Annotated in this window: 24 protein-coding genes; 11 read left to right on the top strand and 13 right to left on the bottom strand. The window is 75.4% G+C overall.

The window, feature by feature from the left end; translation table 11 throughout:
* Positions 1 to 66: 66 nt before the first annotated feature.
* Positions 67 to 858: a type I methionyl aminopeptidase gene (gene map / locus ABIE39_RS01465; protein WP_354050091.1), complete on the top strand. Its 792-nt coding sequence runs from the start codon at positions 67 to 69 to the stop codon at positions 856 to 858.
* A 78-nt stretch (positions 859 to 936) separates the two neighbouring features.
* On the opposite strand, the gene ABIE39_RS01470 is transcribed toward map, so the two are convergent.
* The 3 genes from ABIE39_RS01470 to serS form a co-directional block, all read right to left on the bottom strand.
* On the bottom strand, positions 937 to 1,392 hold the full coding sequence (locus tag ABIE39_RS01470) for a GNAT family N-acetyltransferase (RefSeq protein WP_175007464.1): 456 nt from the start codon (positions 1,390 to 1,392) through the stop codon (positions 937 to 939).
* 93 nt (positions 1,393 to 1,485) lie between these two features.
* Positions 1,486 to 2,316, bottom strand: coding sequence for an HAD family hydrolase (locus ABIE39_RS01475; RefSeq protein WP_354050092.1), 831 nt, complete (start codon positions 2,314 to 2,316; stop codon positions 1,486 to 1,488).
* Complete coding sequence (serS, locus tag ABIE39_RS01480) at positions 2,313 to 3,596, bottom strand: serine--tRNA ligase (RefSeq protein ID WP_257419500.1); 1,284 nt, start codon at positions 3,594 to 3,596, stop codon at positions 2,313 to 2,315. Before serS ends, ABIE39_RS01475 begins: the two co-directional genes overlap by 4 nt.
* Positions 3,597 to 3,733: 137 nt before the next feature.
* Here serS and ABIE39_RS01485 point away from each other — a divergent pair, with 137 nt between their 5' ends.
* Entirely contained in the window at positions 3,734 to 4,867 is a 1,134-nt protein-coding gene (locus ABIE39_RS01485) for a diacylglycerol kinase family protein (protein ID WP_175007462.1), read from the top strand.
* 28 nt (positions 4,868 to 4,895) lie between these two features.
* On the opposite strand, the gene ABIE39_RS01490 is transcribed toward ABIE39_RS01485, so the two are convergent.
* Together ABIE39_RS01490 and ABIE39_RS01495 are read right to left on the bottom strand one after the other, a co-directional pair.
* On the bottom strand, positions 4,896 to 5,462 hold the full coding sequence (locus ABIE39_RS01490; protein ID WP_354050094.1) for a TetR family transcriptional regulator: 567 nt from the start codon (positions 5,460 to 5,462) through the stop codon (positions 4,896 to 4,898).
* Positions 5,462 to 5,986 (bottom strand): FBP domain-containing protein, encoded by a 525-nt coding sequence (locus ABIE39_RS01495; RefSeq protein ID WP_186810312.1) that lies wholly within the window; start codon positions 5,984 to 5,986, stop codon positions 5,462 to 5,464. The genes ABIE39_RS01490 and ABIE39_RS01495 overlap by 1 nt, the downstream gene beginning before the upstream one ends.
* Positions 5,987 to 6,157: 171 nt before the next feature.
* Between ABIE39_RS01495 and ABIE39_RS01500 the strand changes: the two genes are divergently transcribed.
* On the top strand, positions 6,158 to 10,843 hold the full coding sequence (locus ABIE39_RS01500) for a hypothetical protein (protein ID WP_354050096.1): 4,686 nt from the start codon (positions 6,158 to 6,160) through the stop codon (positions 10,841 to 10,843).
* Between the two features lie 6 nt (positions 10,844 to 10,849).
* Here the strand turns inward: ABIE39_RS01500 and ABIE39_RS01505 are convergent, their stop codons facing one another.
* The 3 genes from ABIE39_RS01505 to ABIE39_RS01515 all read right to left on the bottom strand — a co-directional run bounded on the left by ABIE39_RS01505 (position 10,850) and on the right by ABIE39_RS01515 (position 13,398).
* The gene (locus ABIE39_RS01505; protein ID WP_175007459.1) at positions 10,850 to 11,605 is read right to left on the bottom strand and encodes a methyltransferase; all 756 of its coding nucleotides are present in this window, start codon (positions 11,603 to 11,605) and stop codon (positions 10,850 to 10,852) included.
* A gap of 66 nt (positions 11,606 to 11,671) precedes the next feature.
* A complete protein-coding gene (gene bsh / locus ABIE39_RS01510; RefSeq protein ID WP_257418741.1) occupies positions 11,672 to 12,637 on the bottom strand; it encodes a choloylglycine hydrolase in 966 nt (321 codons plus the stop codon).
* A gap of 119 nt (positions 12,638 to 12,756) precedes the next feature.
* Positions 12,757 to 13,398 (bottom strand): FCD domain-containing protein, encoded by a 642-nt coding sequence (locus tag ABIE39_RS01515; protein ID WP_175007457.1) that lies wholly within the window; start codon positions 13,396 to 13,398, stop codon positions 12,757 to 12,759.
* Positions 13,399 to 13,513: 115 nt separating this feature from the next.
* Here ABIE39_RS01515 and ABIE39_RS01520 point away from each other — a divergent pair, with 115 nt between their 5' ends.
* Genes ABIE39_RS01520 through ABIE39_RS01550 form a run of 7 tightly spaced genes read left to right on the top strand, consistent with a single transcriptional unit; the run spans position 13,514 to position 18,673 of the window.
* A complete protein-coding gene (locus tag ABIE39_RS01520) occupies positions 13,514 to 14,656 on the top strand; it encodes a mandelate racemase/muconate lactonizing enzyme family protein (protein ID WP_354050099.1) in 1,143 nt (380 codons plus the stop codon).
* Complete coding sequence (locus ABIE39_RS01525) at positions 14,653 to 15,426, top strand: SDR family NAD(P)-dependent oxidoreductase (RefSeq protein WP_209828121.1); 774 nt, start codon at positions 14,653 to 14,655, stop codon at positions 15,424 to 15,426. The genes ABIE39_RS01520 and ABIE39_RS01525 overlap by 4 nt, the downstream gene beginning before the upstream one ends.
* Positions 15,423 to 15,845: a sensory rhodopsin transducer gene (locus tag ABIE39_RS01530; RefSeq protein WP_108049177.1), complete on the top strand. Its 423-nt coding sequence runs from the start codon at positions 15,423 to 15,425 to the stop codon at positions 15,843 to 15,845. The genes ABIE39_RS01525 and ABIE39_RS01530 overlap by 4 nt, the downstream gene beginning before the upstream one ends.
* 40 nt (positions 15,846 to 15,885) lie before the next feature.
* On the top strand, positions 15,886 to 17,328 hold the full coding sequence (locus ABIE39_RS01535; RefSeq protein ID WP_175007454.1) for a sugar porter family MFS transporter: 1,443 nt from the start codon (positions 15,886 to 15,888) through the stop codon (positions 17,326 to 17,328).
* 18 nt (positions 17,329 to 17,346) lie between these two features.
* Positions 17,347 to 17,772, top strand: a complete 426-nt coding sequence (locus ABIE39_RS01540) for a hypothetical protein (protein WP_024839187.1) — start codon at positions 17,347 to 17,349, stop codon at positions 17,770 to 17,772.
* Positions 17,769 to 18,110, top strand: a complete 342-nt coding sequence (locus ABIE39_RS01545) for a transcriptional regulator (protein ID WP_354050102.1) — start codon at positions 17,769 to 17,771, stop codon at positions 18,108 to 18,110. Before ABIE39_RS01540 ends, ABIE39_RS01545 begins: the two co-directional genes overlap by 4 nt.
* Entirely contained in the window at positions 18,107 to 18,673 is a 567-nt protein-coding gene (locus ABIE39_RS01550; RefSeq protein ID WP_175007451.1) for a GNAT family N-acetyltransferase, read from the top strand. The genes ABIE39_RS01545 and ABIE39_RS01550 overlap by 4 nt, the downstream gene beginning before the upstream one ends.
* Positions 18,674 to 18,743: 70 nt before the next feature.
* Here ABIE39_RS01550 and ABIE39_RS01555 read toward each other — a convergent pair whose 3' ends face one another.
* From ABIE39_RS01555 to ABIE39_RS01575, 5 genes are all read right to left on the bottom strand, one after another.
* Entirely contained in the window at positions 18,744 to 19,625 is an 882-nt protein-coding gene (locus tag ABIE39_RS01555) for a glycosyltransferase family 2 protein (RefSeq protein ID WP_082774333.1), read from the bottom strand.
* A gap of 206 nt (positions 19,626 to 19,831) precedes the next feature.
* Complete coding sequence (locus tag ABIE39_RS01560) at positions 19,832 to 20,656, bottom strand: DUF5926 family protein (protein WP_043656736.1); 825 nt, start codon at positions 20,654 to 20,656, stop codon at positions 19,832 to 19,834.
* A 23-nt stretch (positions 20,657 to 20,679) separates the two neighbouring features.
* Positions 20,680 to 21,771, bottom strand: coding sequence for a pirin family protein (locus ABIE39_RS01565; RefSeq protein WP_175007450.1), 1,092 nt, complete (start codon positions 21,769 to 21,771; stop codon positions 20,680 to 20,682).
* 646 nt (positions 21,772 to 22,417) lie between these two features.
* Positions 22,418 to 23,431, bottom strand: a complete 1,014-nt coding sequence (locus tag ABIE39_RS01570; protein ID WP_175007449.1) for a hypothetical protein — start codon at positions 23,429 to 23,431, stop codon at positions 22,418 to 22,420.
* Positions 23,432 to 23,514: 83 nt separating this feature from the next.
* Entirely contained in the window at positions 23,515 to 24,090 is a 576-nt protein-coding gene (locus tag ABIE39_RS01575; RefSeq protein ID WP_074805117.1) for a DinB family protein, read from the bottom strand.
* 90 nt (positions 24,091 to 24,180) lie between these two features.
* On the opposite strand from ABIE39_RS01575, the gene ABIE39_RS01580 reads away from it, so the two are divergent.
* Entirely contained in the window at positions 24,181 to 24,795 is a 615-nt protein-coding gene (locus ABIE39_RS01580) for a TetR/AcrR family transcriptional regulator (protein WP_209828102.1), read from the top strand.
* Positions 24,796 to 24,876 lie beyond the last annotated feature (81 nt).

Here is a 24,876-nt window from a genome sequence, read left to right on the forward strand (position 1 = left end):
GCTCGGCATGCACGAGCCCGCCGTGCCGTCGTCGGGCACCACGACCTGCGAACCGGAAGGACCACGATGATCGAGCTGAGGACCCCGCGGGAGATCGAGCAGATGCGGCCCGCCGGACGGTTCGTCGCCGACGTCCTCACCACGGTGCGGGCCGCCACGAAGGTCGGGACGAACCTGCTCGAGCTCGACGAGATCGCGCACCAGATGATCCGCGACCGCGGGGCCGAGTCCTGCTACATCGACTACCACCCGTCGTTCGGCGCCAGCCCGTTCGGCAAGGTGATCTGCACGTCCGTGAACGACGCCGTCCTGCACGGCCTCCCCCACGACTACGCGCTGCGCGACGGCGACCTGCTGAGCATCGACTTCGCCGCGTCCGTCGACGGGTGGGTCTCGGACTCGGCGCTGTCGTTCGTCGTCGGCACGCCGCGAGCGGGCGCGCTCGGCGAGGCGGACGCCCGGCTCATCGAGACGACGGAGCGCGCGCTCGAGGCGGGCATCGCCGCCGCGCAGCCGGGCAAGAAGGTCGGCGACATCTCGGCCGCCATCGCCGACGTCGCGCACGCCGCGGGCTATTCCGTGAACACCGACTTCGGCGGGCACGGCGTGGGCCGCACCATGCACGGCGAGCCCCACGTCCCCAACGACGGCCGTCGCAAGCGCGGGTTCCCGCTCAAGCCGGGCCTGGTCATCGCGATCGAGCCCTGGTTCCTCGAGACCACCGACGAGATCTACACCGACCCCGACGGCTGGACCCTCCGCTCCGCCGACGGGTCGCGCGGTGCGCACAGCGAGCACACCATCGCGATCACCGAGGACGGCCCCGTCGTGCTCACCGCCCGCGAGCCCCGCGACTGACCGCATCCTCGCGGCAGACCCACCCCGCGAGGTAGGGCCCGAGCACCCCGAGGTAGAGGCGTGGTCATGACCATGCCTCTACCTCGGCGGAAGGGTCTTCCGGAAGAACGTCGCCGACTCGTCGTAGCCCAGCGCCTCGTAGAACGGCGCGGCGCGCCGGGTCGCGAGCGCGACGTAGGCCGCCCCGGCCGCGGCGGCCCACTCCTCGGCCACGCCCATGAGGAGGCGCCCGGTCCCGCGACGGCGCGCGGCGTCGTCGACCATCACCTCCTCGACCCACACCACGGGGGCGTTGGCGAAGAGCGTCGCGTGGCGGTGCGCCACGAGGTAGCCGACGACGTCGTCCCTCGCCTCGGCGACGAGCAGCAGCGCGGCGTCGTCCTCGAGGAGCGACACGAACGACGCGTCGAAAGACGCACGCGCGGGGACGGACGACGTCGCGAAGGCGACGACGAGCCGCCAGACCGCGGTCGCGTCGTCGGGCAGCGCGCCCCGGACCGTCACGCCCTCGGGCCGACGCGGAGGCCCGGTCATGACCACGCTTCTACCTCGGCGCACCCGGGCTCTACCGCGCGGCACCACGCCCCTGCCTCGCGGTAGGCGGGCCCAGCCTCGGCGGCCAGGGTGCTACCGCGCGGGCAGGAGGCTCTGGAGGACGCGCGCCGCGCCGTCGTCCTCGATGGAGGCGGTCACCTCGTCGGCCGCGGCCTGCACGACGTCGTCCGCGTGGCCCATCGCGACGCCGCGCGCCGCCCACCGGAGCATCTCGACGTCGTTGCGCCCGTCGCCGACCGCGACGGTCCGGTGCGGCTGGACGTGCAGGGTCCGGCGCACGAGCTCCAGGCCGGTCGCCTTGGTGACCCCCAGCGGCGCGATGTCCATCCACGCCGTCCACCCGACGGCGTACGTGACGTCGTCGAGGCCGAGCCGTTCGACGAGCTCGTGGAACTGCTCGCTCGTCGACCCCGGCGCCCGCACGACGACGCGCGTCACCTCGCCGGACCACAGCTCGTCGAACGCGACGACGCGGTGCACGCCGTCGAGCTCGCCGTCCGGGAACAGCTCGTTCATGCGGAACCCGACACCGATGTCCTCGACGGCGTACCGCGCGTCGGGCAGGTGCTCGCGCAGGAGCCGCAGGGCCGGGCCCGGGTCGAACGTCACGACGTCCTCGAGCACGTACCCGTCGGGCTCGTCGGGGTCGAGCCGCGCGGTCACGGCGCCGTTCGACGCGACGACCCAGCCGCGGTCGATCCCGAGGATCTCCGCGACGGGCGTCATCGCGATGAGCGACCGGCCCGACGCGAGCACCACGTGGTGCCCCGCCGCCCGCAGGTCGGCGACGGCGTCGCGCACGTCCTCCGACAGCTCCTGGTCGTAGGACATGAGCGTGCCGTCGATGTCGAGCGCGACGAGCAGCGGCTCGGCCGCACCGGCCGTCTCCCGCGGGTCCGTCACGCCACCACCGGCTCGAGGACCTCGATGCCCCCGAGGTACGGCCGCAGGCCCTCGGGCACGCGGACCGACCCGTCGGGCTGCTGGTGGTTCTCGAGGATCGCGACGATCCAGCGCGTCGTGCCGAGGGTGCCGTTCAGCGTGGCGACGGTCCGCGTCTCCGTCTTGCCGTCGGTCTCGACCCGCTCGCGCACGTTGAGGCGGCGCGCCTGGAACGTCGTGCAGTTCGACGTCGACGTGAGCTCCAGGTAGCGCTGCTGCGTGGGGAGCCACGCCTCGCAGTCGAACTTGCGCGCGGCGCTCGACCCCAGGTCGCCCGCCGCGGTGTCGATGACGCGGTACGGCAGGTCGACGAGGCGCAGCATCTGCTCCTCCCAGCCGAGCAGGCGCTGGTGCTCCGCGGCGGCGTCGGCCGGGTCGCAGTAGGAGAACATCTCGACCTTGTGGAACTGGTGCACGCGGATGATGCCGCGCACGTCCTTGCCGTGCGAGCCGGCCTCGCGCCGGTAGCACGCGCTCCACCCGGCGTAGCGCAGCGGGCCGCCCGACAGGTCGACGATCTCGTTCGCGTGGTAGCCCGCGAGCGCGACCTCGCTCGTGCCGACGAGGTAGAGGTCGTCCTTCTCGAGGCGGTAGATCTCGTCCGCGTGCGCGCCCAGGAACCCGGTGCCCTGCATGACCTCGGGCCGCACGAGGGTCGGCGTGATGACGGGCGTGAAGCCCGCGGCGATCGCCGTGTCCATCGCCGCGTTGAGCAGCGCGAGCTCGAGGCGCGCGCCCACGCCTGTGAGGTAGTAGAACCGGGCGCCCGAGACCTTCGCACCGCGCTCGGTGTCGATCGCGCGCAGGCCCTCGCCCAGCTCCAGGTGGTCGCGCGGCGTGAACCCCTCCGCGGCGAAGTCGCGGATGGTGCCCTCCTCGCGCAGCACGACGTAGTCGTCCTCGCCCCCGGGAGGCGCCCCCTCGACGACGTTCGAGATGCGGAACAGCAGCCCGCGCAGCTCCTCCGACGCGGCGTCCGCGTCGGCCTGCCGCGCCTTGACGTCGGCGGCGAGCTGCTTGGTGCGCGCGAGCAGCTCCTGCTTCTCCTCCCCCTGCGCCTGGGCGACCAGCTTGCCGAGGGACTTCTGCTCGGCACGCAGGCTCTCGAACTCGCTCAGCGCGGCGCGGTGGCGCGCGTCGGCGTCGAGGGCGGCGTCCACCAGCGCGGGGTCGTCACCACGGGTGACCTGGCTGGCACGGACGATGTCGGGGTTGTCGCGCAGGAGGCGGAGGTCGATCACGCCAGCAGCCTAACGAACCCGGCGACGCGGCGGTCGTGGTCCTCCACAGGCACAGGTCGATCACGCCGGCAGCCTCACGAACCCGGCGACGCGGCGGTCGTGGTCCTCCACAGCCACGACCCCGCTACGGTGTCGCCATGGCCTGGACCCTCTGGGTCGCGATCGCGGCGCTCGCCGTCGCCGTCGTGGCCCTCGTCGTCTCGCTGGGGCTGCGCGCCCAGCAGTCGCGCCTGCGGCGTGCGCACGGCGCGGACCTCCCCGTCGAGGAGACGCCCGCCGACGACGACCCCCGCGAGCTCGTCGCGTTCGTGGCGAACCCCTCGAAGCCCGACGTCGTCGGGCTGGAGGCCGTGGTGCGCCGCGCCTTCGCCGACGCCGCGCTCCCCGACCCGCTGTGGTTCGAGACGACGATCGCCGACCCGGGCGTCGGGCAGACGCGCGCCGCGCTCGCCCAGGGGGCGGACGTCGTCGTCGCCGTGGGCGGGGACGGCACGGTCCGCGCGGTCGCGGAGGGCATGGTCGGCAGCGGCCGCACGATGGGCCTCGTGCCCGTCGGCACCGGCAACCTCCTCGCGCGCAACCTCGACCTGCCCGTGGGTGACGCCCGCGCGGCGCTCGCCGTCGTGATCGCGGGGTCGGACCGCCCGATCGACGTCGGCTGGGTCACGGTCCTGCGGTACGCGGACCCCGCTGGCCCCGGGGACGTGGAGGGCACGACCCTCGACCCCGCCCGGGCGCCCGGCAAGGAGCACATCTTCCTCGTCATCGCCGGCCTCGGGTTCGACGCCGCGATGGTCGCCGACGCCGACGACGAGCTCAAGGCGAAGGTCGGGTGGGTCGCGTACTTCGTCGCCGGGATCCGCCACCTGCACGGTCGGCGCATGCGCGCCCGTATCCAGCTCGACGACTCCCCGCCCGTCGACGCGCGGCTGCGCTCCCTCATGATCGGCAACTGCGGTCGGCTTCCCGGGGGCATCACGCTCCTGCCCGACGCCGTGATCGACGACGGCGTGCTCGACGTCGCCGCGGTCGACACGCGCGGCGGCGTGGTGGGCTGGGCGCAGCTCTTCGGCGAGGTCGTCATGCAGGGGCTCGGCGTCCGGAACGACCTGCCCGCCAAGATCGGACGCATCGACCACGCACGGGCCCGGCGGGTCCGGGTGCGCGTCGAGGAGGGCGAGCAGGCGCAGGTCGACGGCGACGTGCTGGGCCTCGCGGTCGAGATCGAGACCCGCGTCGACCCTGGCGCCCTGGTGGTGCGCACGGCGTGACGCACGGCGTCGAGCCCGCGTCGCACGGTCAGGCCGCGGGGGGCGTCTCCGCGTCGATCGCCGACCGCATGACCGTCGTCGGGGGGACGACCTGCTCCCCGCCGACGCGGGTGAGGCCGGCGAGCCCGACGCCGACCATGAGCAGGCGCCCCGCCGCCTCCCGGCGTCGCGCGTCACCCCGGTCGCCGAGGGCGTCCGCCAGGACGTCGGTCAGGAGCCCGAGCGTCTTCACGTAGGCCCGCGCGACGACAGGGCGCAGCTGCGCGTGCGCCCCCGCCTCCGCCCACCGGGCGAGCGCCTGCCCGTCACCCGCGGGCCCGAGCAGGTCCTCGAAGAAGAGCTCGAGCGCGGCGCGGGCGGTGCGACCACGGGCCGCGTCCTCGAACCGGACGATCTCGACGTCCGCGTACCGCCGCCACGCCTCGGCGACGAGCTCGTCCGTCGACGCGAAGTGGTGGTGGATCTGGCCGGGGGACCCGCCGAGCTCGTCGGCGACGACGCGCGCGGTGACGGCACCGAGACCGTCGCGGCGCACGACGGCCGCGGCTGCGGCGACGATGGAGTCCCGACGCTCGGCGCGCGGCAGGTAGGCCATCAACGACTCCTCGTCCGCGCCGCGGGGGCGCCGTCTGTCAGGGTGTGCAGGAACGCGACGGTACGCGCCCGCAGGCCCTCCCGACGAGCTCGCACGACCTCACCGGGCGGGGGGTCGAGCGGACCGCCCGACCGGACGGTCCGGACGTTGCGGTGGCAGTCGAGGTCGGTGCACAGCAGGAGGCCCACGCTGCTGAGCCGCTTCCTCGGGTCCCGCGACGGTCGGTGTGCCGCGAAGAGCGCGACCTCGTTGAACCGCCGCGAGAACCGGCACAGCGCGCACATCACGGCGCGCGAACCGACCTCGGCATGGCTCGGGCTCTGGCGCAGGAGCGCCCCGACCGCCTGCCCGTCGACGTCCGCGACGAGGAACGCGCGCGAGGGCGCGCGCGGGTCCCGCCATCCGAGGTAGTCGAGCTCCTCCCAGCGCAGCTCGTCGAAGTGGCCGGGCAGGCGGACCTTCCCCTCCGCCGGGTCGACGTTGACGATCGCGGCCCGCGCCTCGGCGCGGGTCAGAGCGCGCACGGTGGGTCCTGAAAATTGTACATGGATACAAGTTGTACACGGTCCCAAATAGGTGCGTCCAGCAGATTGCGCGCAGCCGGCGTGGAGGCCGCGTGAGCGTCGCGCGCGGACCTGCGACGACGCCGCCGCCACGGTCGGGGGCGGCGTGACGCACCCCCGTAGGCTGGTCCGGTGACGTTCCCGGCCGCCGCGCTCCCCCCTGCCCGCACTCAGCCCGCCCGCCGGGACCGGGGCCTCGGGCCGCGGACGACAGCGCTCGCCACGACCGTCGCCCTGCTGCTGACGCTCCTCGCCACGGCCGGCCCGGCGGCGGCGACCACCGCGGCCCGATCGGCGGCAGCGGCGACCACCGCAGGCGCTCCGGCCGTCGCGTCGGGCGGCTCGGCGACCACCGAGGCCACCGTCGCGGCCGGCCCACTCGCCGCCGCGCCCGCGCACGACCCGCGGCCCGTCGTGCTGGTCGCGGTGGCGGGCCTGTACTGGAGCGACGTCTCCCCCACCGCGACGCCGACGCTGTGGTCGATGATCCGCACGGGGTCCGTCGCGTCGCTCAACCTCGGGCGCACGGCGTGCACGACCGACGCGTGGCTCACGCTCTCGGCGGGGCGCATGGTGTCGGCGCAGGCGGAGGAGCCGCCCGCGGAGCCGCTCCCCGCCGACGCCGAGGAGCCCGCGAGCGGCTGCCTCCCCCTGCCCGTGCCCGACGTCACGCCGACGGGGGCGACCACGCCCGACGCGCGCCCCGCCGACGTCCCCGGCTGGACCGTGCTCACGGCGCCGGCCGCGGAGGAGACCCCCGCGCAGGCGGCGCGGCACGACCCCGGGACGGCCGCGGCCCGGCTCGCCGAGACGGGCGTCTGCACGACCGCCGTCGGGCCGGGTGCCGCCGTGATGCTCGCGGACGCCGTCGGTCGCGTCGAGCGGTACTCGCCCTCGCTCGCCGCGCTCCCCGACGACGGCCTCGACGCGTGCGACGTGACGGTCGTCGACCAGGGCGAGATCGTCGACTCGGCCACCGGCCGCGGCGAGAGCCTCGACGAGCTCGACGAGGCGCTCGCCCGGGTCATGGACGAGGTCGACCGGGGCACGCGCGTCCTGGTGGCCGGCGTGTCGGCGGGGCCGGTGGGCGAGACGGGGCTCCAGGTCGTCGTCGACTGGCGCAAGGGGCAGCCGACGAGCCGGTGGCTCCACTCGCCGAGCACGCAGAAGGACGGCATCGTCCAGCTCACCGACCTGACGGCGACCGTCGTGGAGTCGGCGGGCGGCAGCACGGAAGGGCTCGAGGGCGCCGCCCTGGAGCAGGGCGAGGTGCGGCGCATGGACGTCGCCCGGACGGTCGAGAACCGGCAGTACCTCAACGTCCTCACCAGCACCATCCCCACCCTCTACCCCGTGCTCGTCGGGCTCCTCGTCGGCGCCCTGGTCCTCGCGCTCGGCGGCGTCCTGTGGGCCCGCCGCGCCGCCGTCCGCCACGGGCGCGAGCCCGGTCCGGGGCCGCGCGGCCTGCGCGTGCTCTCCGCCGTGCTCATGGTGGTCGCGGCGGCCCCGGTCGCGGCGTCGCTCGCGAGCCTGTCGCGCTGGTGGGTGTGGAGCGCGCCCGCGCCGGCGCTCACGCTCGCCCTCGCGGTGAGCGCGGTCGTCGTCGCCCTCGTCGCGTGGGTCGTCTCGCGCCTCCTGCCGCGGCGCCCGTGGGCGCTGCCGTCGGCTCTCGCCGGGGTCACGTGGCTCGTGCTCACCGTCGACGGCGCGACCGGCACGACGCTCCAGCAGGCATCGTTGCTCGGGACGTCGGCCGTTGTGGGCTTCACGCGCTTCTACGGCTTCAACAACGTGACCTTCGCCGTGTACGCCGTCGCGGGCCTCGTCCTCGCGGGCGGCCTCGCGTCGGCCGCGACCGCCCGCGGACGACGCCGCCTCGCGGCCTGGACCGTCGTCGCCGTCGGGGCGGTCACGGTCGTCATCGACGGCTGGCCCGCGTTCGGCGCCGACTTCGGCGGCATCCTCGCGCTCGTCCCCGCGTTCGCCGTCCTCGCGCTGCTCGTGGGCCGGGTGCGCATCACGTGGCTGCGCGCGCTCGTCGTCGCGCTCGCGACGGTGCTCGTGGTCGTGGTCGTCGCGGTCGTGGACTGGCTGCTGCCGGGCGGGAGGTCCCACCTCGGCGGGTTCGTCCAGACCGTCGTGGACGGGGCCGCGCTCGACGTCATCGGCCGCAAGGCGCTCGGCGCGTGGGCCACCCTCGCGAACCCGCTGGGCGCGGTCGCGGCGGTCCTCGTGGTGCTCCTCGCCGTCGCCGTGCTGCGCCCCGAGCGGTTCCGCCTGCCGGAGGTCGCACGCGCCTACGAGACCTGGCCGATGCTGCGCCCGCTGGTCGTGGCGCTCGTCGTCGTCGCGGGCGTCGGCTCCGTCCTCAACGACTCGGGCGTCATCATCGCGGTCATGGTCGTGGTCGTCGCGACCGCGATGATCGTCCCGGGGTTCCTCGCCCGCCCCGCGCCCCCGCAGGCCGTGCGGGCCGTGCCCGAGCCGGGGATCCGGCGCATGCCGACCATGCTCGCGACCGTCGGGGGCGGGCTCCTGCTCGTCCTCCTGCTCGCCTCGACGGTGCTCGCCTCGTCGGGGCTCCGGCCGGCGGCCAGCGCCGCCCCGGCGGGCGGCGAGGCGTCGGTCACCCGCTCCGACGCGATCGCGACGGACCGGCCGATCGTCGTCGTCGGCACCACGGGCGTCACGTGGGGCGACGTCACGTCGTCGGCCACCCCGACGCTCCACGCCCTGCTCACCGACGGCGCGGGCGCCGGCGGCGTCTCCCAGCCCACGGGGGCGGCGAGCCGCTGCACCGTCGGCGGCTGGCTCGCGCTCTCCGCCGGGCAGCTCGCCGAGGTCGCGACCGAGCGCGCGCCCGACGGCGCATGGGCGTGCCCGACGCCGCAGCCCGCCCCCGACGGCGCGGACGGGGCGCAGGTCGAGGGGTGGGACGACCTGGTCGCCCTCCAGCGCGGCTCGGGCTACCAGGCGCGCCTCGGCGTCCTCGGCGACGCGCTCGCCGCGGCCGGCGCCGACGGCGCGGTGTGCGCGACGGCGGTGGGCCCGGGCGCTGCGGTCGCCCTCGCGGACTCCGCGGGCCAGGTCGCGCGCTACCGCGACCTCGCGGACGCGACCGCACCCGGCTCCGACGCGTTCGCGTGCCCCGTGACCGTCGTCGACGCGGGCGACGCGACCCCGCCGGTCGTCGACCCCGACCTCCCGGCGGACGAGCGCGCCACGCTGCGCAGCACCCTGCGCGCCGACCGCCTCACCGCGGTCGACGCGACCGTCGGCGCCGTGCTCGACGCGGCTCCGAGCGGCACGACCGTGCTCGTCGTGGACGTCGCCGGCGCGCCCGGCACCCGTCCCGCGCTCGGCACGACGCTCGTGCGCCCGTCGTCCGACGGTCCCGACCAGTCCCGCTACCTGACGAGCGCCGCCACCCGGACCGACGGCGTCGCGCGCGTGCTCGACGTCCCGGCGACGGTGCTCGACGCCGCGGGCGCCGCCACTCCGGCACGGATCCAGGACACGCCGGTGGCCTGGGGCTCGCCGCGCCCGGCCGACGCGACGTCGACCGCCGACGCCCTCGCCGACCTCACGACGCGCGACCACGTGCGCCGCGCCGTCTACACCGCGTTCGTCGACGTGCCGCTCTACGCGGGGCTCGTGATCGCCGGGCTGTGCCTCCTGCTCGCGCCGCGTGCCGCGCGCGCGACCGGCGACCGCGCGCGCGCCCGGTGGGCCCGGGCGGCGCACTGGGCCCGCGGGTCCGCGCTCGTCGTCGCCGCGATGCCCACCGCTGCCTTCCTCGTGTCGCTCACGGGCTGGTGGCGGTTCGGGAACCAGACGCTCGCGATCGTCGTGTCCACGGTCCTCGCGACGGCGGCCGTCGCCGGCCTGGGCGCCCTCGCCCCACGCCGGCCGGTCTGGCTCGGCCCCGGCATCGTCGCCGGGCTCACGTTCGCCGTGCTCACGCTGGACGCGCTCGTCGGCACCCCGCTCAACCGGGCGAGCCCGCTCGGTTCGGCGCCCACGTTCGGCGCCCGGTTCTACGGGTTCGGGAACCCGACGTTCTCCGTGTACGCGGTCGCGGCGCTCGTCGTCGCCGCGGCGCTCGCGCAGTGGCTCGTCGCACGCGGCCACCGGTACGCCGCCGCCGCGACGGTGGGCGTCATCGGTCTCGTGACGATGGTCGTGGACGTGTGGCCGACGCTCGGCGCCGACCTCGGCGGCGGTCTCGTCGTCGTGCCGGCGTTCGCCGTGCTGGGCCTCGCCGCCTCGGGCGCGCGGGTCACGTGGCGGCGCTTCCTGCTCGTCGCGGCGGCGGGCGTCGCGCTCGTCGCCGCCGTCGGCGTGCTCGACTGGCTGCGTCCGGCCGACGAGCGCTCGCACCTGGGCCGGTTCGTCGGGCAGGTCGTCGACGGGTCGGCGTGGGAGACGCTGCTCCGCAAGGCGGGCTACGCGGCGCGGTCCGTGCTGGGCGGGGTGCCGGTGTGGCTGACGATCGCCGTGCTCGTCGCGGCCGCGCTGCTGCTCTTCTGGCCCCGGCGCTTCACGCCGCGGTGGTTCGCGCGCACGGAGGCCGCGTGGCCGCTCGTGCGCCCGACCCTGCTGGCGCTGTGGATCGTGGCCGTCGCGGGCTCGCTCGTCAACGACTTCGGCGTGCGGATCGCGCTCATCGCGCTCATCCCGGCCGTCCCGTTGCTCACCGTCGCCGCGCTCCACGCGGCCGACGACGGCGACGGCACGGGCGAGAGCGCGGACGACGACCCGGACGACCGCTCCGGCGCGGAGGGCCCCGCGGCGCGGGTCGGGAGCACCCCGTCCTGACCCAGGTCAGTCCCGCGCGTCGGCCGCGACGTCGTGCAGGACGAAGGTCGCGAACCCCAGCTCGCGTCGGGCGCCGTCCAGCCAGGCGTCACGATTCTCCCGTGCGGCGGCGAGCGCCTGGTCACGGTCCTCGGCCGTCGGGGCCTCCCGGACGGCCCAGTCGACGAGCGAGCCCGTCCAGCTGAGCTGGTAGTCGTCCCACTCGGCCAGGGTGCTGACGTGCCCGAACGACGGCTCGAACCCGTGCGCACGGACGGTCCGCACGAAGCCGGCGAGATCGGGATAGGCGTCGGCGGGGACGTCGAGCGCCGCGAGCGCCGATTCCGACGGGGTGCCCTCCCAGATGCTGTCCCCGACCAGTGCCTGGCCGCCGGGGCGCAGGCACTGCCGGACGGCGCCCAGCGTGGCCTCCAGCCCGCCGAAGGCGTGGCTCGCGCCGACGCACAGCACGACGTCGAACGTCCCGTCGTCCCAGGTGGCGGCGTCCGCCTCGATCCACCGCACCCGATCGCTCAGCCCTCGTTCGCGGGTGCGCCGGGCCGCTGAGGCCGGGAGCATGTGGTCGATCCCGACACCGGTGGTCCCGGGGTGGGCGAGCAGCAGCTCCTGCAGCCACTCGCCCTCGCCGCACCCGAGGTCGGCGGCGCGGGCGCCGTCGGCCGGGCTCAACCAGCCGACCAGCTCTCGCAGCCGCTCGGGCGCCACGGGCGCCCCGATCGGATGGCGCAGATGGGCGATGTCGAAGATCTCGGACCGTTCCATCCCGCGACGCTACAGGCCGCACCGCGCCGCGCCCGTGCCGCCCTCCGGCCCGCGCCACCGGGTGGCTCACACGGCAGGCGCGCCCTCGGTGAGCACGAGCCCGCTGCCGCTCGCCGCGAGGTCGGCCATCGCGACGCTCCGGACCGCAGGGTCCTCGTACGTGTTCCAGTAGTAGGTCTGCGTGCGCGCGGAGAACAGGCCCGTGTAGACGGTCTTCTCGAACTCGCCGGACCCCATCGCCGCGCAGCCGTCGACCATCGCGACCTGCTGCAGCGTGTGGAAGGCGCGGCTCACGTTCTCCTCCTCGGTGCCCTTCGTCGGGTAGTGGGAGTTCACGTAGGCCGCGCGGACGAAGCGGGACGGCGAGTAGTAGTCGCCGGGGACTCCGCGCATGTGCGAGCCCGAGCCGAACGGGGCGAGGTGGGCCCGGCCCACGACGGTGTCCTCGGGGAAGTCCGGCGAGACGTTGAGGTAGTTGCGCAGGTTCTCGTGGTGCCAGGTGAACCCGGGCTGGTTCGTGAGGACGTCGACGTCGTCGTCGAACACCTGCATGCCCGCGCTGGTGTACTCGACCACGATCGCGCGGCGCGCGTCGCCGATGAACCAGTGGAGCAGCGAGCTCGGGTACTTGTCGTTGATCGGACGGTCCACGATCGCGACGTCGCGCAGCGCGGCCTCGACCTCGTCGACCGTCGCGAACTGCGCGCACACCCACAGCGGGAACTCGAACGCGGCCACGTTGACCGCGCCGTCGACCGGGCCGGAGGCGTACTCCGCGTACCCGGGGAAGTTGAGACCCGCGACGGCGAGCCCCGCGTCGTTGCCGCAGTCGAAGTACAGCGGGGTGTCCTCCTCGACGATCCCCATGCCGAGGACCGCGTGCTCGATCCCGCGCACCGCGCCGAACGGCGACCGGGTCGTGTAGCCCGTCGGGGTCAGCAGCACCTGCTGCCCGTAGCCCGTCGTCCAGTCGAGGTTGCGGGCGAGATAGAGGTTGCCGTCGTCGTCCGTGAACCTGATCCCTGTGCACATGGCGCTGCCCCCGTCGTCGTCGGTCCGGCTCGCGCGGCGAGCCGCCCGGGCACGCCGTCGTGCCCGCCCTCCCATGGTGCGTCCGTGCGGGCTCCGGGGCCACCGGCGGGGCCGACCGGTCAGGGCTGGAGATACACCGAGACGTGCGCCTCGATCGCGCGCTCCGCACGGGCGGGGTCGCCCGAGCGGAGCGCGGCGAGCAGCTCGCGGTGCTGCTCGACGACGGCGTGCGCGTCCTCGTGGTGCGGCGCGTCCCGGACGAAGTACGCCCGGACGCGCGGCTGGATGAGCCGCCAGATCTGCAGCGACTGCGTGTGGCTCGCGGCGGCGATCACCGCCTCGTGGAACTCGAGGTCGAGGTCGGCGAGCCGCCGGGCGTCGAGCGGGTCCGCCGCGCGCTCCATCGCGGCCACCGTGCGGTCGAGCGCGTCCAGGAGCGCGGGGTCCTGCGCGCGCGCCGCCGCGCGGAACGCCACCTTCTCGATGACGGTCCGCACCGGGACGAGGATCTCGGCGATCTCCTCCTGGGAGACGTCCACCACGACGGCGCCGCGGTACGGGTGGGAGACGACGAGCCCTTCCTGCTCGAGCACCATGATCGCCTCCCGCACCGGGCCGCGGCTGATGCCGTAGGAGGCGGAGAGATCACGCTCGACGAGGCGGTCGCCGGCGGCGAGGTCGCCGGAGGCGATGCGTTCGCGCAGGTGGCGCAGGACCCAGTCGCGCCGGGACTCGGGCGGCGATGCGGGCAGGACGGGCACGACGGAGACCCTCTCACTCGGGAGGGCTCCCACCCTAGTGGGTGGCCGATGGTTGACCATCTACCATCACGCGCCCTAGAGTCGCGGACCACGACAGACCGACGAGAGGACACCCATGAGGATCACCGCCATCACCGCCGCCGGCCTGCGCGGCGCCACCCCCGAGGGCGGCTGGCAGGAGGAGCTGCGCCAGGACGACGTCGTGCACACCCTCGTCGCCGTCCACACCGACGAGGGGCTCGTCGGCGTCGGCAGCGTGTTCACGACCGAGGACCTCGTGCGCGGCGCGCTCGACGTCCTGCGGCCCCTGCTCGTGGGCGCGAACGCGCTGGAGCCGGAGCGCACGAGCGAACGGCTGCACCGCACGACGTTCTGGATGGGGCGCGGCGGGTCGATCACGCACGCGATCAGCGGCGTCGACACCGCGCTGTGGGACCTCCTCGGCCAGGCGACGGGTCAGCCCGTCGGGCGCCTCCTCGGCGGGCGGTACCGCGACCGGGTGCGTCCGTACGCCTCGCTGCTCATGGACCAGCCCGACGCGCTGCGCGACCACCTCGCGGCGCTGCGTGCCGAGGGATGGACCGCGTTCAAGATCGGCTGGGGCCCCTTCGGCCGGGTCGACGAGCGGCTCGACGAGCGCATCGTCGCCGCGGCGCGCGACGCCGTCGGCCCCGACGCGATGCTCATGGTCGACGCCGGCGGCAGCGACAGCGCGTGGAGCCAGGGCTACAAGTGGGCCCTGCGGACCGCCCGGATGCTCGACGCGTACGGCGTCGCGTGGTTCGAGGAGCCGCTGCCGCCGGACGCGATCGAGGACTACACCCACCTGCGCCGGCGCTCGCCCGTGCCGATCTCCGGTGGCGAGGTGCTCACGCGCCGCCAGGCGTTCCAGCCGTGGATCGAGGGCGGCGCGCTCGACATCGTGCAGCCCGACGTCACGAAGGTCGGCGGGACGAGCGAGCTGCGGCGCATCGCGTGGTCCGCGCACGACCACGGCGTCAAGCTCGTGCCGCACGGGTGGAACACCGCCGTCGGGCTCGCCACCGACCTCCAGCTCGCCTCCGCGCTGCCGGACACGGACCTCGTCGAGTACGTCACCGGCTCGCCCTACATCGACGAGCTGACGACGGACCGCTGGACGCTCGACGCGGACGGGATGCTCCCGATCCCGGACGGCCCCGGCCTCGGTGTCACGCTCGACCGCGAGCGCCTCGCGCGCTACTGCGACGTCGACGCGCTGCTCGGGAGCGCGGCATGAGCCCCCGGTCGCTCGTCGTGACGGGCGCGGCGTCGGGGATCGGTCGGGCGGTCGCCGTGGGCGCCGCCCGGGACGGCTGGTTCGTGCACGTGCTCGACCTCGACCCCGACGGCGCCGCGGGCACCGTGGACCTCGCCCGGGAGGCGGGCGGGGACGGGCGCGCGCACGTGCTCGACGTGACCGACGCTGCCGCGGTCGCGTCGGCGGTCGGGGCGGTCGTGGACGCCGGGCCGCCGCTGCGCGGGCTCTTCGCGGGCGCCGGGATCGACGTGGGCGGGGCGGCGCACGAGCTCGACCCGGCCACGTGGCGCCGCGTGCTCGACGTCAACGTGACGGGCACGTTCCTCGTCGTGCGCGAGGTGCTGCGCACGATGGTCGCCGACGGCGGCGGGAGCGTCGTGCTGTGCGGCTCGCCCGCCGCGACGGTCGGCTTCGCGGCCGGGGGCGCGACGGCGTACGGCGCCTCGAAGGGGGCGATCTCGTCCATGGTCCGCACCCTCGCGGTCGACTACGCGCGCCACGGGGTCCGGGTGAACGCGATCGTCCCCGGCCCGACGGAGACCCCCCTCATGTGGGCCAACGTGCCCGCCGACGAGGTCGCCGCGACGCGCGCGCAGATCGAGCGCGAGGTCCCGCTGGGCCGGCTCGCGCAGCCCGAGGAGATCGCCGAGCCCGTGCTCTGGCTGCTGTCGGACCGCTCGTCGTACACGACCGGGTCGCTCGTCGGGTGCGACGGCGGCGTCCTCGCCAAGTCGTCGATCAGCGTATGAGCGCGCCGGACGCCCCGGCACGTCGCCCCCGGGTCGGGGCGACGTGCTGGGCGATCGGCGACGGCTGGATCCCGCCGTACGGCACGGGCGAGGACCCGACCCTCGCGAGCCACGAGAGCCTGTGCCTGCTCAACGCCGGTCCCGACGACGCGCGCGTCGAGATCCGGCTCTACTTCACCGACCGCCCGCCGGCCGGCCCGTACGTCGTGGTGGTGCCCGCCGAGCGGGTGCGCCACGTGACGCTCAACGACCTCGACGACCCCGAGCCCGTGCCCCGCGGCACCGACTACTCGGCCGTCGTCGTCGCGTCGGCGCCCGTCGTCGTCCAGCACACGCGGCTCGACTCGCGGCAGGCCGCCAACGCCCTGTTCAGCACGATCGCCCATCCCGTCGACACCTTCCGAGAGGACCTCCGATGACGCAGACCTCCACCCCGACGACCTTCCGCCGGGGCACGCCGTGAACGCCGCGACGGGCCGCCTCGGCCACGGCGCCCTCACCCCGCTCGTCGTCGCGTCGACCGTCGGGGCGGCGCTGGGCGGGTTCATGTTCGGCTTCGACACGGCCGTGGTCAACGGCGCCGTCGACGCCCTCAAGGCCGAGCTCGGCGTCGGGAGCGCGCTCGTGGGCGTGATCGTCGCGAGCGCGCTCCTCGGCGCGGCGGTGGGCGCCTTCTCCGCGGGCACCATCGCGGACCGCTTCGGACGACGACGCCTCATGATGGTCGCCGGGACCCTGTTCGTCGCCACGTCGGTGCTGTGCGCCGTCGCGCACGACGGCCCGACCCTCGCGCTGTGGCGCTTCCTGGGGGGCGTCGGGGTGGGCATGGCGTCCGTCGTCGCGCCGCTCTACATCGCCGAGATCGCGCCCGCCCGCCTGCGCGGGCGCCTCGCGACGGCGCAGCAGATGTCGATCGTCCTGGGCATCTTCGCCGCGCTCGTCTCGAACGCGTTCCTCGTCCGCGCCGCGGGCGGGGCCGAGGCGGAGCTGGCCCTCGGCCTGCCCGCCTGGCGGTGGATGTTCCTCGTCGCGGTCGTGCCGTCGGTGGCGTACGTGGTCGCGGCGGTCCTGCTGCCCGAGTCGCCGCGGTACCTCGTGATGCGCGGCGACCGCGACGGCGCCGCCCGCACGCTGCGGCGCCTCCACCGCGTCCCGGAGGGCGACGCGCTCCTGGCCGTCGCGACCATCGAGGGGACGCTCCACGAGGCGCGGCCGGCGTGGTCCCACCTGTTCTCCGGGCCGGGCCGCCTCAAGCCCATCGTCTGGCTGGGGATCGCGCTCGCCGCGCTCCAGGCGCTCGTGGGGATCGACGTCATCTTCTACTACTCGACGTCGCTCTGGGCGCAGGTGGGCTTCGGCGAGCAGCAGGCCTTCTGGCTCTCGGCCCTGACGTCGCTCGTCAACGTCGCGGCGACCGTCGTCGCGATCTTCCTCGTCGACCGCGTGGGGCGGCGTCGCCTGCTGCTCGTGGGCTCGGTGGGCATGACGGTCGCCCTGGCCGTCATGGCGACCGGGTTCGCCCAGGCGCGGCAGACCGCGGACGGCGTCGTGTTCGTCGACGCGTGGGGCGTCGTGACCCTGGTCGCGGCGAACGTCTTCGTCGTGGCCTTCGCCGTCTCGTGGGGTCCCGTGGTGTGGATCCTCGTCGGAGAGATGTTCCCCAACCTCATGCGCGCCCGCGCCGCCTCGCTCGCCGCCGCCGCGAACTGGGCGGCGGGCATCGCCGTCAACCTCACGTTCCCCTCGCTCCGGGACCTGTCGCTCCCCGGCAGCTACGCCCTCTACGCGGTGTTCGCGGCCGCGTCGTTCGTGCTCGTGCTCCGCGCGCTGCCCGAGACGGCGAACCGCCCGCTCGAGGAGATGCGGGAAGAGACGGCGTCGGGTGGACATCGCTCACTTTAGGAGTGTTAAAGTGATTGCATGATCCAGAACTCCATCACCCCGGAGCAGGCCCGTCGTCAGCTCGGCCAGGCGGAGGAGGTCGCCGCCCAGGCCCACCGCGCGACCCGCTGGTACCCCTGGCTCAGCGTCGGGCACGCTGTCACCGCCCTCGCGTACACGATCGCGATCGACGTCCTCGACGCACCGTGGTGGCCCGCCACCACGGTGCTCGTGGTCGTCCTCGCCCTGCTGTGGTCCGCCGTCGCGCGGCACCACCGGACGGCGCCGCGGCACTGGGTGCGCGACATGGGCATCGCCCTGATCACCTGGGCGGTGCTGTACTTCGCGATGCTCGACCCGGCGCTCCAGCTCGTCGGCGCGGCGTCGCCGGCCTGGTGGGTCCTCGCCGGCGTCGTCGCCGCCTCCCCGTTCGCGGCGTGCGCGTTCGCGAGCGCACGCCGGTGAGCCACCCGCGCAAGGACCTGGACGCGCTCATCCACTCGCCCGTGCGCTTCTCGATCCTCGCCGCCCTGGCGAACGTCGAGAGCGCGGACTTCCGTTTCCTGGCCGACCTGGTCGAGCTGAGCGACTCGTCCCTCTCCCAGGCCCTCACCGCCCTCTCCGACGCGGGTCTGGTGGAGATCCGCAAGGAGGCCGCCGGGCGCCGGACGCGCACGTGGGTCCGCATCAGCGACCGCGGGCTCGACGCGTTCCGGCAGCACGTGCGCACCCTCGAGCAGATCGCCCGCACCGGCGCGATCGAGCCGCGACCCGACCCGACCCCGAGAGGCACCGCACCATGACGCCCACGTTCCGTCGAGCCACCGCCGCCGACGTCCCCGCCGCGGCCCGCACCCTCGCCGACGCGTTCCACGACTATCCCTGGACCCGCTGGGCAGTCCCGGAGGACGGCTACCCGGAGCGCCTCGCCGCGCTCCAGGAGATCTACCTCGAGCACGCCGTCGCGCACGGGATCGTCGTCGTCCACGAGCCGGTGGACGCCGTCGTCGCGCTCATGCCGCCCGACGCCCCCGCACCCCCCGACGACGTCCAGGAACGGGTCGCCGCGCTGCACGGCGCACGCCTGCAGGCCGTGGCCACCGCGGAGCTCCCGCCGCCCCGCCCGGACGCCTGGGTGCTCGCGACGGTAGGGGTCCTGCCGTCGCTCCAGGGCACCGGGCTCGGCACCGCGGTGTGCCGGGCGGCGCTGCGCGACCCCGCACTCGGGGACGCGCCCGTCGCGCTCGAGACCTCCGACGCGCGCAACGTCACCTTCTACGAGCGGCTGGGCTTCGTGCGCACCGCGACCACGCAGGTGCACGACGGCCCCGTCGTGCACGGCATGGTCCGCACGCCGAGGCACTGAGCCCCGACGCCGAGCCGCCGCGCCGAGCGACCTGCCGTGCCGGGTCGCCCGGTGCGGCGGCCCCGCGTGGCTAGTGGTCGCCCGCGCGCACCCGGTCGACGGCGGAGCGCATCTTGCGCGCGTTCACCGCGAGCAGCACGTCGCGATACTGGGCCGCGCGGTGGAGCTGGCCCTTGAGGTCGTTCGACGACGCGCGGTGGCGCAGGTCGCACGGCACCTCGACCGCCACGTACCCCTTGCGGAGCAGGTCGATCGTCATGCCCGTCTCCACGCCCCAGCCGCGCGCGAGCGGGGTCGCGGCCTCGAACGCCTCGCGCGTGAGGCACCGCATCCCGGAGAGGGGCTGGGTCGGGGTCCACCCCGTGAGGGACTGGATCGCGCGGCGCGCGGCGCCCACGACGATCCCCCGGCCCCCGGCACCCGGCTGGGGCGGGAGCAGCGCGATGGCCACGTCGGCGTACCCGTCGAGGACGGGCGCGACGAGCGGCGCGGTGTTCACGGCGGTCTCGCCGAGGTCGCCGTCGATGAAGAGCAGGAGGCGCGGCGGGCGGTCGGCCGCGTCGCGCATCGCGACGACCGCGGCTCCCGTCTCCATGGCCGCGGCCTTCCCGCGGTTGTGGGAGTGCCGCACGACGACGGCCCCCGCCTCGCGCGCGACGTGCTGGGTGTCGTCCTCGCTGCCGTCGTCGACGACGAGCACGAGGTCGACGTGCGGGATGGCCTTCGCGGCGCGCACGGTGGCGGCGATGCGACGCGACTCGTCCTTCGCGGGGATGATCACCGCGACGCGCTGGCGGACGGCGCGGCCCGTGCGCCCGTCGCCGGCCACCGGGCGCGGCGTGCGCGCCCGGGTCCCGGACGCCGACAGGTACGTCGGCGGCGTGCTCGCCGTGCTCGTGGGGGCACTCCCCGTGTTCTTCCCCGTATCGGTCGACCGATGGTCCGCGTTCACGCCGTCCAGCCTAGTAGTGCAAAGAGTTGGCCGCAGATGTGTCGTCGTTCCACCAGCGGATCCGCTCGGGATCTCCGCAGGACGACCGGGCTGCGTTCCCAGGTCTCCCGGATCCTACTCGACGCGAGAGCCCGCCGACAGGGGCGTCGGCGGGCTCTCGGGGTGGTCGCGCTCCCGCGTCGTGCGCTCGCGTGGGGTGCTCCGGGTCAGCGGAGCGTGACCTGCCGGGACACGATGCCCGCGCGCGCACGGCGCTCGTTCGCGTCGAGCGGCTCCGTGACCGCGAGCGCCTCGGTGAGGCGGGCGTCGAGCTCCGCGACCGGGCCCTCGAGCTCGTCCGCCTCCGTGCCGCGCGGCAGCTCCCACACGGGGACGAGCAGGCCGCTCGACCGGAACGCGCCGACGAACTTGCCGCCCGCGAGGCCGGACTCGCGCTTCGCGTGCAGGCGCGAGATCGCGTCGATGAGGGCGTCCTCCGGCTCGGGGCGGGCCCAGCGCAGGAACTCGCGCGACATGCGGCACCAGTACGCGGACTCGACGGCGTCGAGCTTGACGGTGGGCACCATCGACTCGGCCGCCTGGTCGAGCGAGGCGCGCAGGTCGGGCGTGATCTCCGCCGACGGGTCCAGCCAGAAGGCGAAGTCCTCGTGCACGGTGACGTCGAACGGGACGGAGAGGTCGAGCACGTCCTGGAGGCGCGGGCCGGCGTCGGGCAGGGCGCTCGTCTCGATGGACGTGCCGGGCTCGGCGTCGATCGCCTCCAGGAGCGCGGCGGCGAGGTCGCGGCTCGTGTCGCCGGAGCCGGCCAGGGTCTGGACGGCGAGGAGGATCGTGCCGTCCTGGCGGTGCAGCGCGGCCCAGCCGGCGGGCAGGACCGTCACGACGAGGACGTCGCGCGCCCCGTGCTCGGCGGTCGTGCGCGCGGTCGCGGTGGCCGAGGGGACGACCTCGCGCATCGCGACCCAGTCGGTCTCGCCGGGGAGCCCCTCGAACGGGCGCAGCACGAAGTCGGGCGTGGTGTTCTTGGCCATGCGCGGCAGTCTACTGGCGCGACTTACCGGCGCGGCGGAGCGGCGGGCCGGGTGCGCGGGCGCAGTCGGACGTCGGGCAGCGCGGGCGCAGGCAGGGGGCCGCCGTCGTACCCGACGACCTCGCCGTAGCGGCGGTCGCGCGCGCCGTCCGCGTACCGGGTGCCGCCGCGGTTCGGGCCCTGGTCCCCCGTGACGACGAGCTGGGCCTGCCAGTCCGCGCGGGCGCGCGCGACGTCGTCGTGCGAGCGGCCGACGAAGTTCCACCACATGACGATGTCCTCGCCGAACGGCTCGCCTCCCACGAGCACCGCACGGGCGGGGGCGTCCGGTCCCGCCTCGACGACGAGCGTCGTGCGGCCGGGCTCGACGTACCCGAGCGACGACGGCGGGACGGGCGAGCCCTCGAGCCGCACCACGCCGTCATCGACGAGGAGGCCGTGCTCGAACGCCGGGTCCACGTCGAGCGTGACGCGCGCGCCGGGCGCGAGGTCGAGCTGCGCCCCGACGATCGGCGTGAAGGTCGTGGCGGGCGAGCGCAGCGCGGCGCCGCCCACGCGGAGCGCGCCGAGGAAGACCTGCACCCGCGCGCCGTCGACCGTGGCGACGGGGAGGTCGGCGTGGTGCTCGAACGCGGGCGGGTCCGCGAGGCGGTCGCCCGGCAGCGCGACCCACAGCTGGACGCCGTGCAGGACCGGGGGCCGCTCGCCGCGCGGCGACTCCTCCGAGTGGGAGATGCCGCGACCCGCGGTCATGAGGTTGAGCTCGCCGGGCCGCACCGTCTGGAGCGACCCGACGGCGTCGCGGTGCAGGATCTCGCCGGCGAACAGCCACGTGACGGTCTGGAGCCCGGTGTGGGGGTGCGGCGGCACCTGCATGCCGTCGGTGCCGTCGCCGATGGCGGGCAGCGGGTCGGGGCCGTAGTGGTCGAGGAAGCACCACGCGCCCACGAGCGACCGGGCGCGCTGCGGGATCGTGCGCCGCACCCGCATCGCCCGGGTGCCCCCGAGCGGGACGTCCCGGTGCTCGAGGATCTCGACCGCGGCGCGTGCACCGTCGTCGTGGGGCGCGCCGGCCGAGCAGACGCGCTCCTCCGGCCGGGTCTCGAGGTTGCTCATGGGCACGAGCGTAGGCGTGCGGGGCGGAGCCTTCCTGCGCCTGTGGACGGTCTTCGCGTCGGGCCGCGCCCGCGGGAGAATGGGGACGAGGCCCCTCGGAGCAGGATTCCGAGGGGCCTCGCCGTGTCCGCGCGACCCCGGGGCGGTCGGGCCGGGTGGCCCGTCGGGGCGCCGCTCGCGACGTGGCGGCCCGGCGCCCTCGCGTCCGGCCCGGGTGCCCGGGCAGGTGCGGTGACGCCGATCGCGGTCGGCCTTCCGGGTCCGGTAGGAACCTGCGCCGTCGCGCGCAGCCCCGCAGCAGGGGGTGGCGGGTCGTCCACCGTTCTCCGGTCGGCCGTGCCCTCGCGTGCGCGGCGGGACGTCGTGCGGTCCTGGCGGGGCCGTCAGACCCCTGCATGATGCGTGCCGGAACCCCGTCGTCCGTGTGCGCCCGTCCGGGCCGTTACGGACGTTTGTAGTCCTCGGCCCGGGGGTCTGCAAGAGTTCCCACCGTTGTCATTTGGGCCGCCCGGATGACCACAGGTTCGTCCACAGGACGCCCCGCGCCGTTCCCACGCTGCCCACAGGCCTGTGGATGAATTCTGTGGACAGATTTCGGCGCGGACCCGGCCCGGCCGGCCCCTCGGCGCGCCCCGTGCGCACGCGCTCAGACCCAGAACCGCGCCGTGGGTGCCGCCGCCGGGGAGAGCCGCTCGTCGAGGTCGAGGTCGCGCACGACGAACCCGCCGTCGTCGACGAGCGTCCCCGCGAGGCGACCCTGGAGCATCGCCGCGAGCCGGGCGAGCAGCACCCGGGCGCGCGAGCGCGCGAGGACGTGCAGCCCCGAGGGCCGCTCGACCGCGAGCTCGTCCGGCTCGGTCGGGACCCACGTGAGGCGGTAGGCGTGCGGCCCGTGCTCGCGCCAGTCGAGCCCGTCGAGGGCGAGCGGGACCTGCGCGACGCGTCGGGCCTCGAGCCGCACCCCGCCGTCGTACGGGGTCTCCCCCGACAGCACGTACTCCGCGAGGCCGTCCGCGCCCGCCCGCACGGCGACGACCCTCGCGCCGGGGACCGTCGTGCGCAGGACGCCGAGCGCGTCGTCCGGCCCGAGCACGTGGGCGCTGTGGAGCGTGAGGTCGACGCCCGACGCCGGGTCGGGCGTGAGCACGGCCCGGCCGTCCGCGACGACCGCGCCGCCGACGCGCCGGGCCGCGGCGACGGCCCAGCCCAGCACGCGGAGCTCGAGCCCCTGCGGCAGCCCCGCCGGGAACGCGCGCACCAGCCCGTCGCGGTCGTCGGTCGCGGCGACCGCCGCGGGCGCGAGCCGCGCGTCGGGGTGGTCGACGTGCAACGCGTACGCCTCGGCGCTCCCGCCCGCGAGGCCGAGCGCGTGCGTCTGCGGCGGGGTGAGCGCGAAGGGCCCGACGACGCGCGCCCCCTCGGCGAGGCGCAGCTCGCCCGGTGCGACGACGCCGTCGGGCACGACGCCCCGGAACCGCGCGCCGGCCATGGGCCGCGCCGCGCCCCCGCCGCCCGGCGGGGTCGTCCAGGCCGCGCCGGCGAACCAGGCGCGCGCGAGCGCGTCCACGGGCGTGCGGGCCGCGCCGCGCGAGCGGGGCGTCGCGAGCAGGTGCGCACCGGCGTGCGCGTCCGGCACCAGGCCGACGACGGGGGCGTCCATGAACCGGAACGTAGAGCGCCCGGGAGGCGGCGGTGTTACGGCGGTGTCACGAGCGTGGGTCCGTTCGCCGGGACCCGCGCGCGTCAGGCGCCGACGTCGTGGAGGTGGTGGACGACGTCGTGCACGAAGTACTGCCCGAGCGTCCGGACCGTGAAGACCGACCCGTTCGAGCGCCGCCCGGGACGCTCCCACTGGTCGGGGACGAGGGCGTCGAAGCGGCCCGCGACGCGCTCGCCCGCGATCCGGAGCTCGCGCGCGACGACGGCCGGGTCCTGGTGCGCGTAGTCCTCCGCGACCGCCGTCGCGTCCTGGTCCCAGTTGGCGAACCGCGGGTCGTCCCCCTCGACCATGGACTGCACGCGCACGTCGAACACGGAGAAGACGTCGCGGACGTGCGCGGCGTACTCGAGCACGGACCAGGTCGTCGGGTCGGGGCGGGTCCGCGCGTCCGCGCGGGCCAGGGCCGCGACGTAGCGCGGGACGGCGTCGCGGACCGCGGCGCCCACGCGGTCGGGCGTGACCTCGGCGGCGACGAACCCGCACTCGGGGCACGGGCGCTCCATGACCCACGTCCAGTCCTTGGTGTCCGCGGGGACGGGCGGGAACTCCGGGTCCGGGGCGGCGGCGGGGACGCCCTCGGGCGACGCGGTCGTGTCCATGGCGGCAGTGTGCCAGACGGCGCAGCACCCTCCCCGGGGCCCGGATCGTCGGGGATTAGCGTTCTGACACGACCTGCCTATGATGTCAGCATGCCCAAGATCATCGGAGGGTCCCTCCACGAGCACCGCGCCCAGACCCGGCAGAAGCTCTTCGCGGCGCTCTCGACCCTCATGATGGACCGGGGCTTCGACGCCATCTCGCTCGCGGACATCGCCGCCGCCGCCGGGGTCGGCCGCACCGCGGTCTACAACCACTTCCCCGACAAGGAGGCCCTGCTCCTGGGGTTCATCACCCACGAGACGGAGCAGTACGTCGGGACGCTCGAGCGCGCGCTGGAGCACGTGGCCGACCCCGTCGAGCAGCTGCGCACCTACATCCGCCAGCAGGCGCAGCTCAAGCGCATCTTCCACCTGGCCCCGGGGCCGGACCTGCGCACCGTGCTCTCGCGGACCACGCGGCAGCGGCTGCGCGAGCACGCGGAGCTCGTCGAGGCGATCCTGCGCCGCATCGTCCGGTCGGGGATCGAGGCGGGCGAGTTCCCCGCGCAGGACATCGACACGACGGTCCAGCTCGTCAACGCGTGCCTGTCCGGACGCCTCGTGCCCGACGACCCCGTCGCGCGCGAGCAGGCGATCGAGGCGACCGAGGCGTTCGTGCTGCGCGCCGTCGGAGCTGACGCGACCTCGCCCGCGCTCGCGGGCTGACGCCTGGAGCGCGCCCTCCGGGGTCGGATGACGGACAGAGGATAGGCAAGCCTCACCTCCGTGGGCTACAGTTCCTGACGC

The sequence above is a fragment of the Cellulosimicrobium sp. 4261 genome, assembly GCF_040546915.1.
GTDB classification, from domain to species: Bacteria; Actinomycetota; Actinomycetes; order Actinomycetales; family Cellulomonadaceae; genus Cellulosimicrobium; species Cellulosimicrobium cinnabarinum.

What these genes read in the sequence shown, in the direction of transcription:
- map (WP_354050091.1), top strand. Translation starts at nt 67, where the DNA reads ATGATCGAGCTGAGGACCCCGCGGGAGATCGAGCAGATGCGGCCCGCC.
- ABIE39_RS01470 (WP_175007464.1), bottom strand. Translation starts at nt 1,392, where the DNA reads ATGACCGGGCCTCCGCGTCGGCCCGAGGGCGTGACGGTCCGGGGCGCG.
- ABIE39_RS01485 (WP_175007462.1), top strand. Translation starts at nt 3,734, where the DNA reads ATGGCCTGGACCCTCTGGGTCGCGATCGCGGCGCTCGCCGTCGCCGTC.
- ABIE39_RS01490 (WP_354050094.1), bottom strand. Translation starts at nt 5,462, where the DNA reads ATGGCCTACCTGCCGCGCGCCGAGCGTCGGGACTCCATCGTCGCCGCA.
- ABIE39_RS01505 (WP_175007459.1), bottom strand. Translation starts at nt 11,605, where the DNA reads ATGGAACGGTCCGAGATCTTCGACATCGCCCATCTGCGCCATCCGATC.
- bsh (WP_257418741.1), bottom strand. Translation starts at nt 12,637, where the DNA reads ATGTGCACAGGGATCAGGTTCACGGACGACGACGGCAACCTCTATCTC.
- ABIE39_RS01520 (WP_354050099.1), top strand. Translation starts at nt 13,514, where the DNA reads ATGAGGATCACCGCCATCACCGCCGCCGGCCTGCGCGGCGCCACCCCC.
- ABIE39_RS01525 (WP_209828121.1), top strand. Translation starts at nt 14,653, where the DNA reads ATGAGCCCCCGGTCGCTCGTCGTGACGGGCGCGGCGTCGGGGATCGGT.
- ABIE39_RS01530 (WP_108049177.1), top strand. Translation starts at nt 15,423, where the DNA reads ATGAGCGCGCCGGACGCCCCGGCACGTCGCCCCCGGGTCGGGGCGACG.
- ABIE39_RS01540 (WP_024839187.1), top strand. Translation starts at nt 17,347, where the DNA reads ATGATCCAGAACTCCATCACCCCGGAGCAGGCCCGTCGTCAGCTCGGC.
- ABIE39_RS01550 (WP_175007451.1), top strand. Translation starts at nt 18,107, where the DNA reads ATGACGCCCACGTTCCGTCGAGCCACCGCCGCCGACGTCCCCGCCGCG.
- ABIE39_RS01560 (WP_043656736.1), bottom strand. Translation starts at nt 20,656, where the DNA reads ATGGCCAAGAACACCACGCCCGACTTCGTGCTGCGCCCGTTCGAGGGG.
- ABIE39_RS01565 (WP_175007450.1), bottom strand. Translation starts at nt 21,771, where the DNA reads ATGAGCAACCTCGAGACCCGGCCGGAGGAGCGCGTCTGCTCGGCCGGC.
- ABIE39_RS01570 (WP_175007449.1), bottom strand. Translation starts at nt 23,431, where the DNA reads ATGGACGCCCCCGTCGTCGGCCTGGTGCCGGACGCGCACGCCGGTGCG.
- ABIE39_RS01575 (WP_074805117.1), bottom strand. Translation starts at nt 24,090, where the DNA reads ATGGACACGACCGCGTCGCCCGAGGGCGTCCCCGCCGCCGCCCCGGAC.
- ABIE39_RS01580 (WP_209828102.1), top strand. Translation starts at nt 24,181, where the DNA reads ATGCCCAAGATCATCGGAGGGTCCCTCCACGAGCACCGCGCCCAGACC.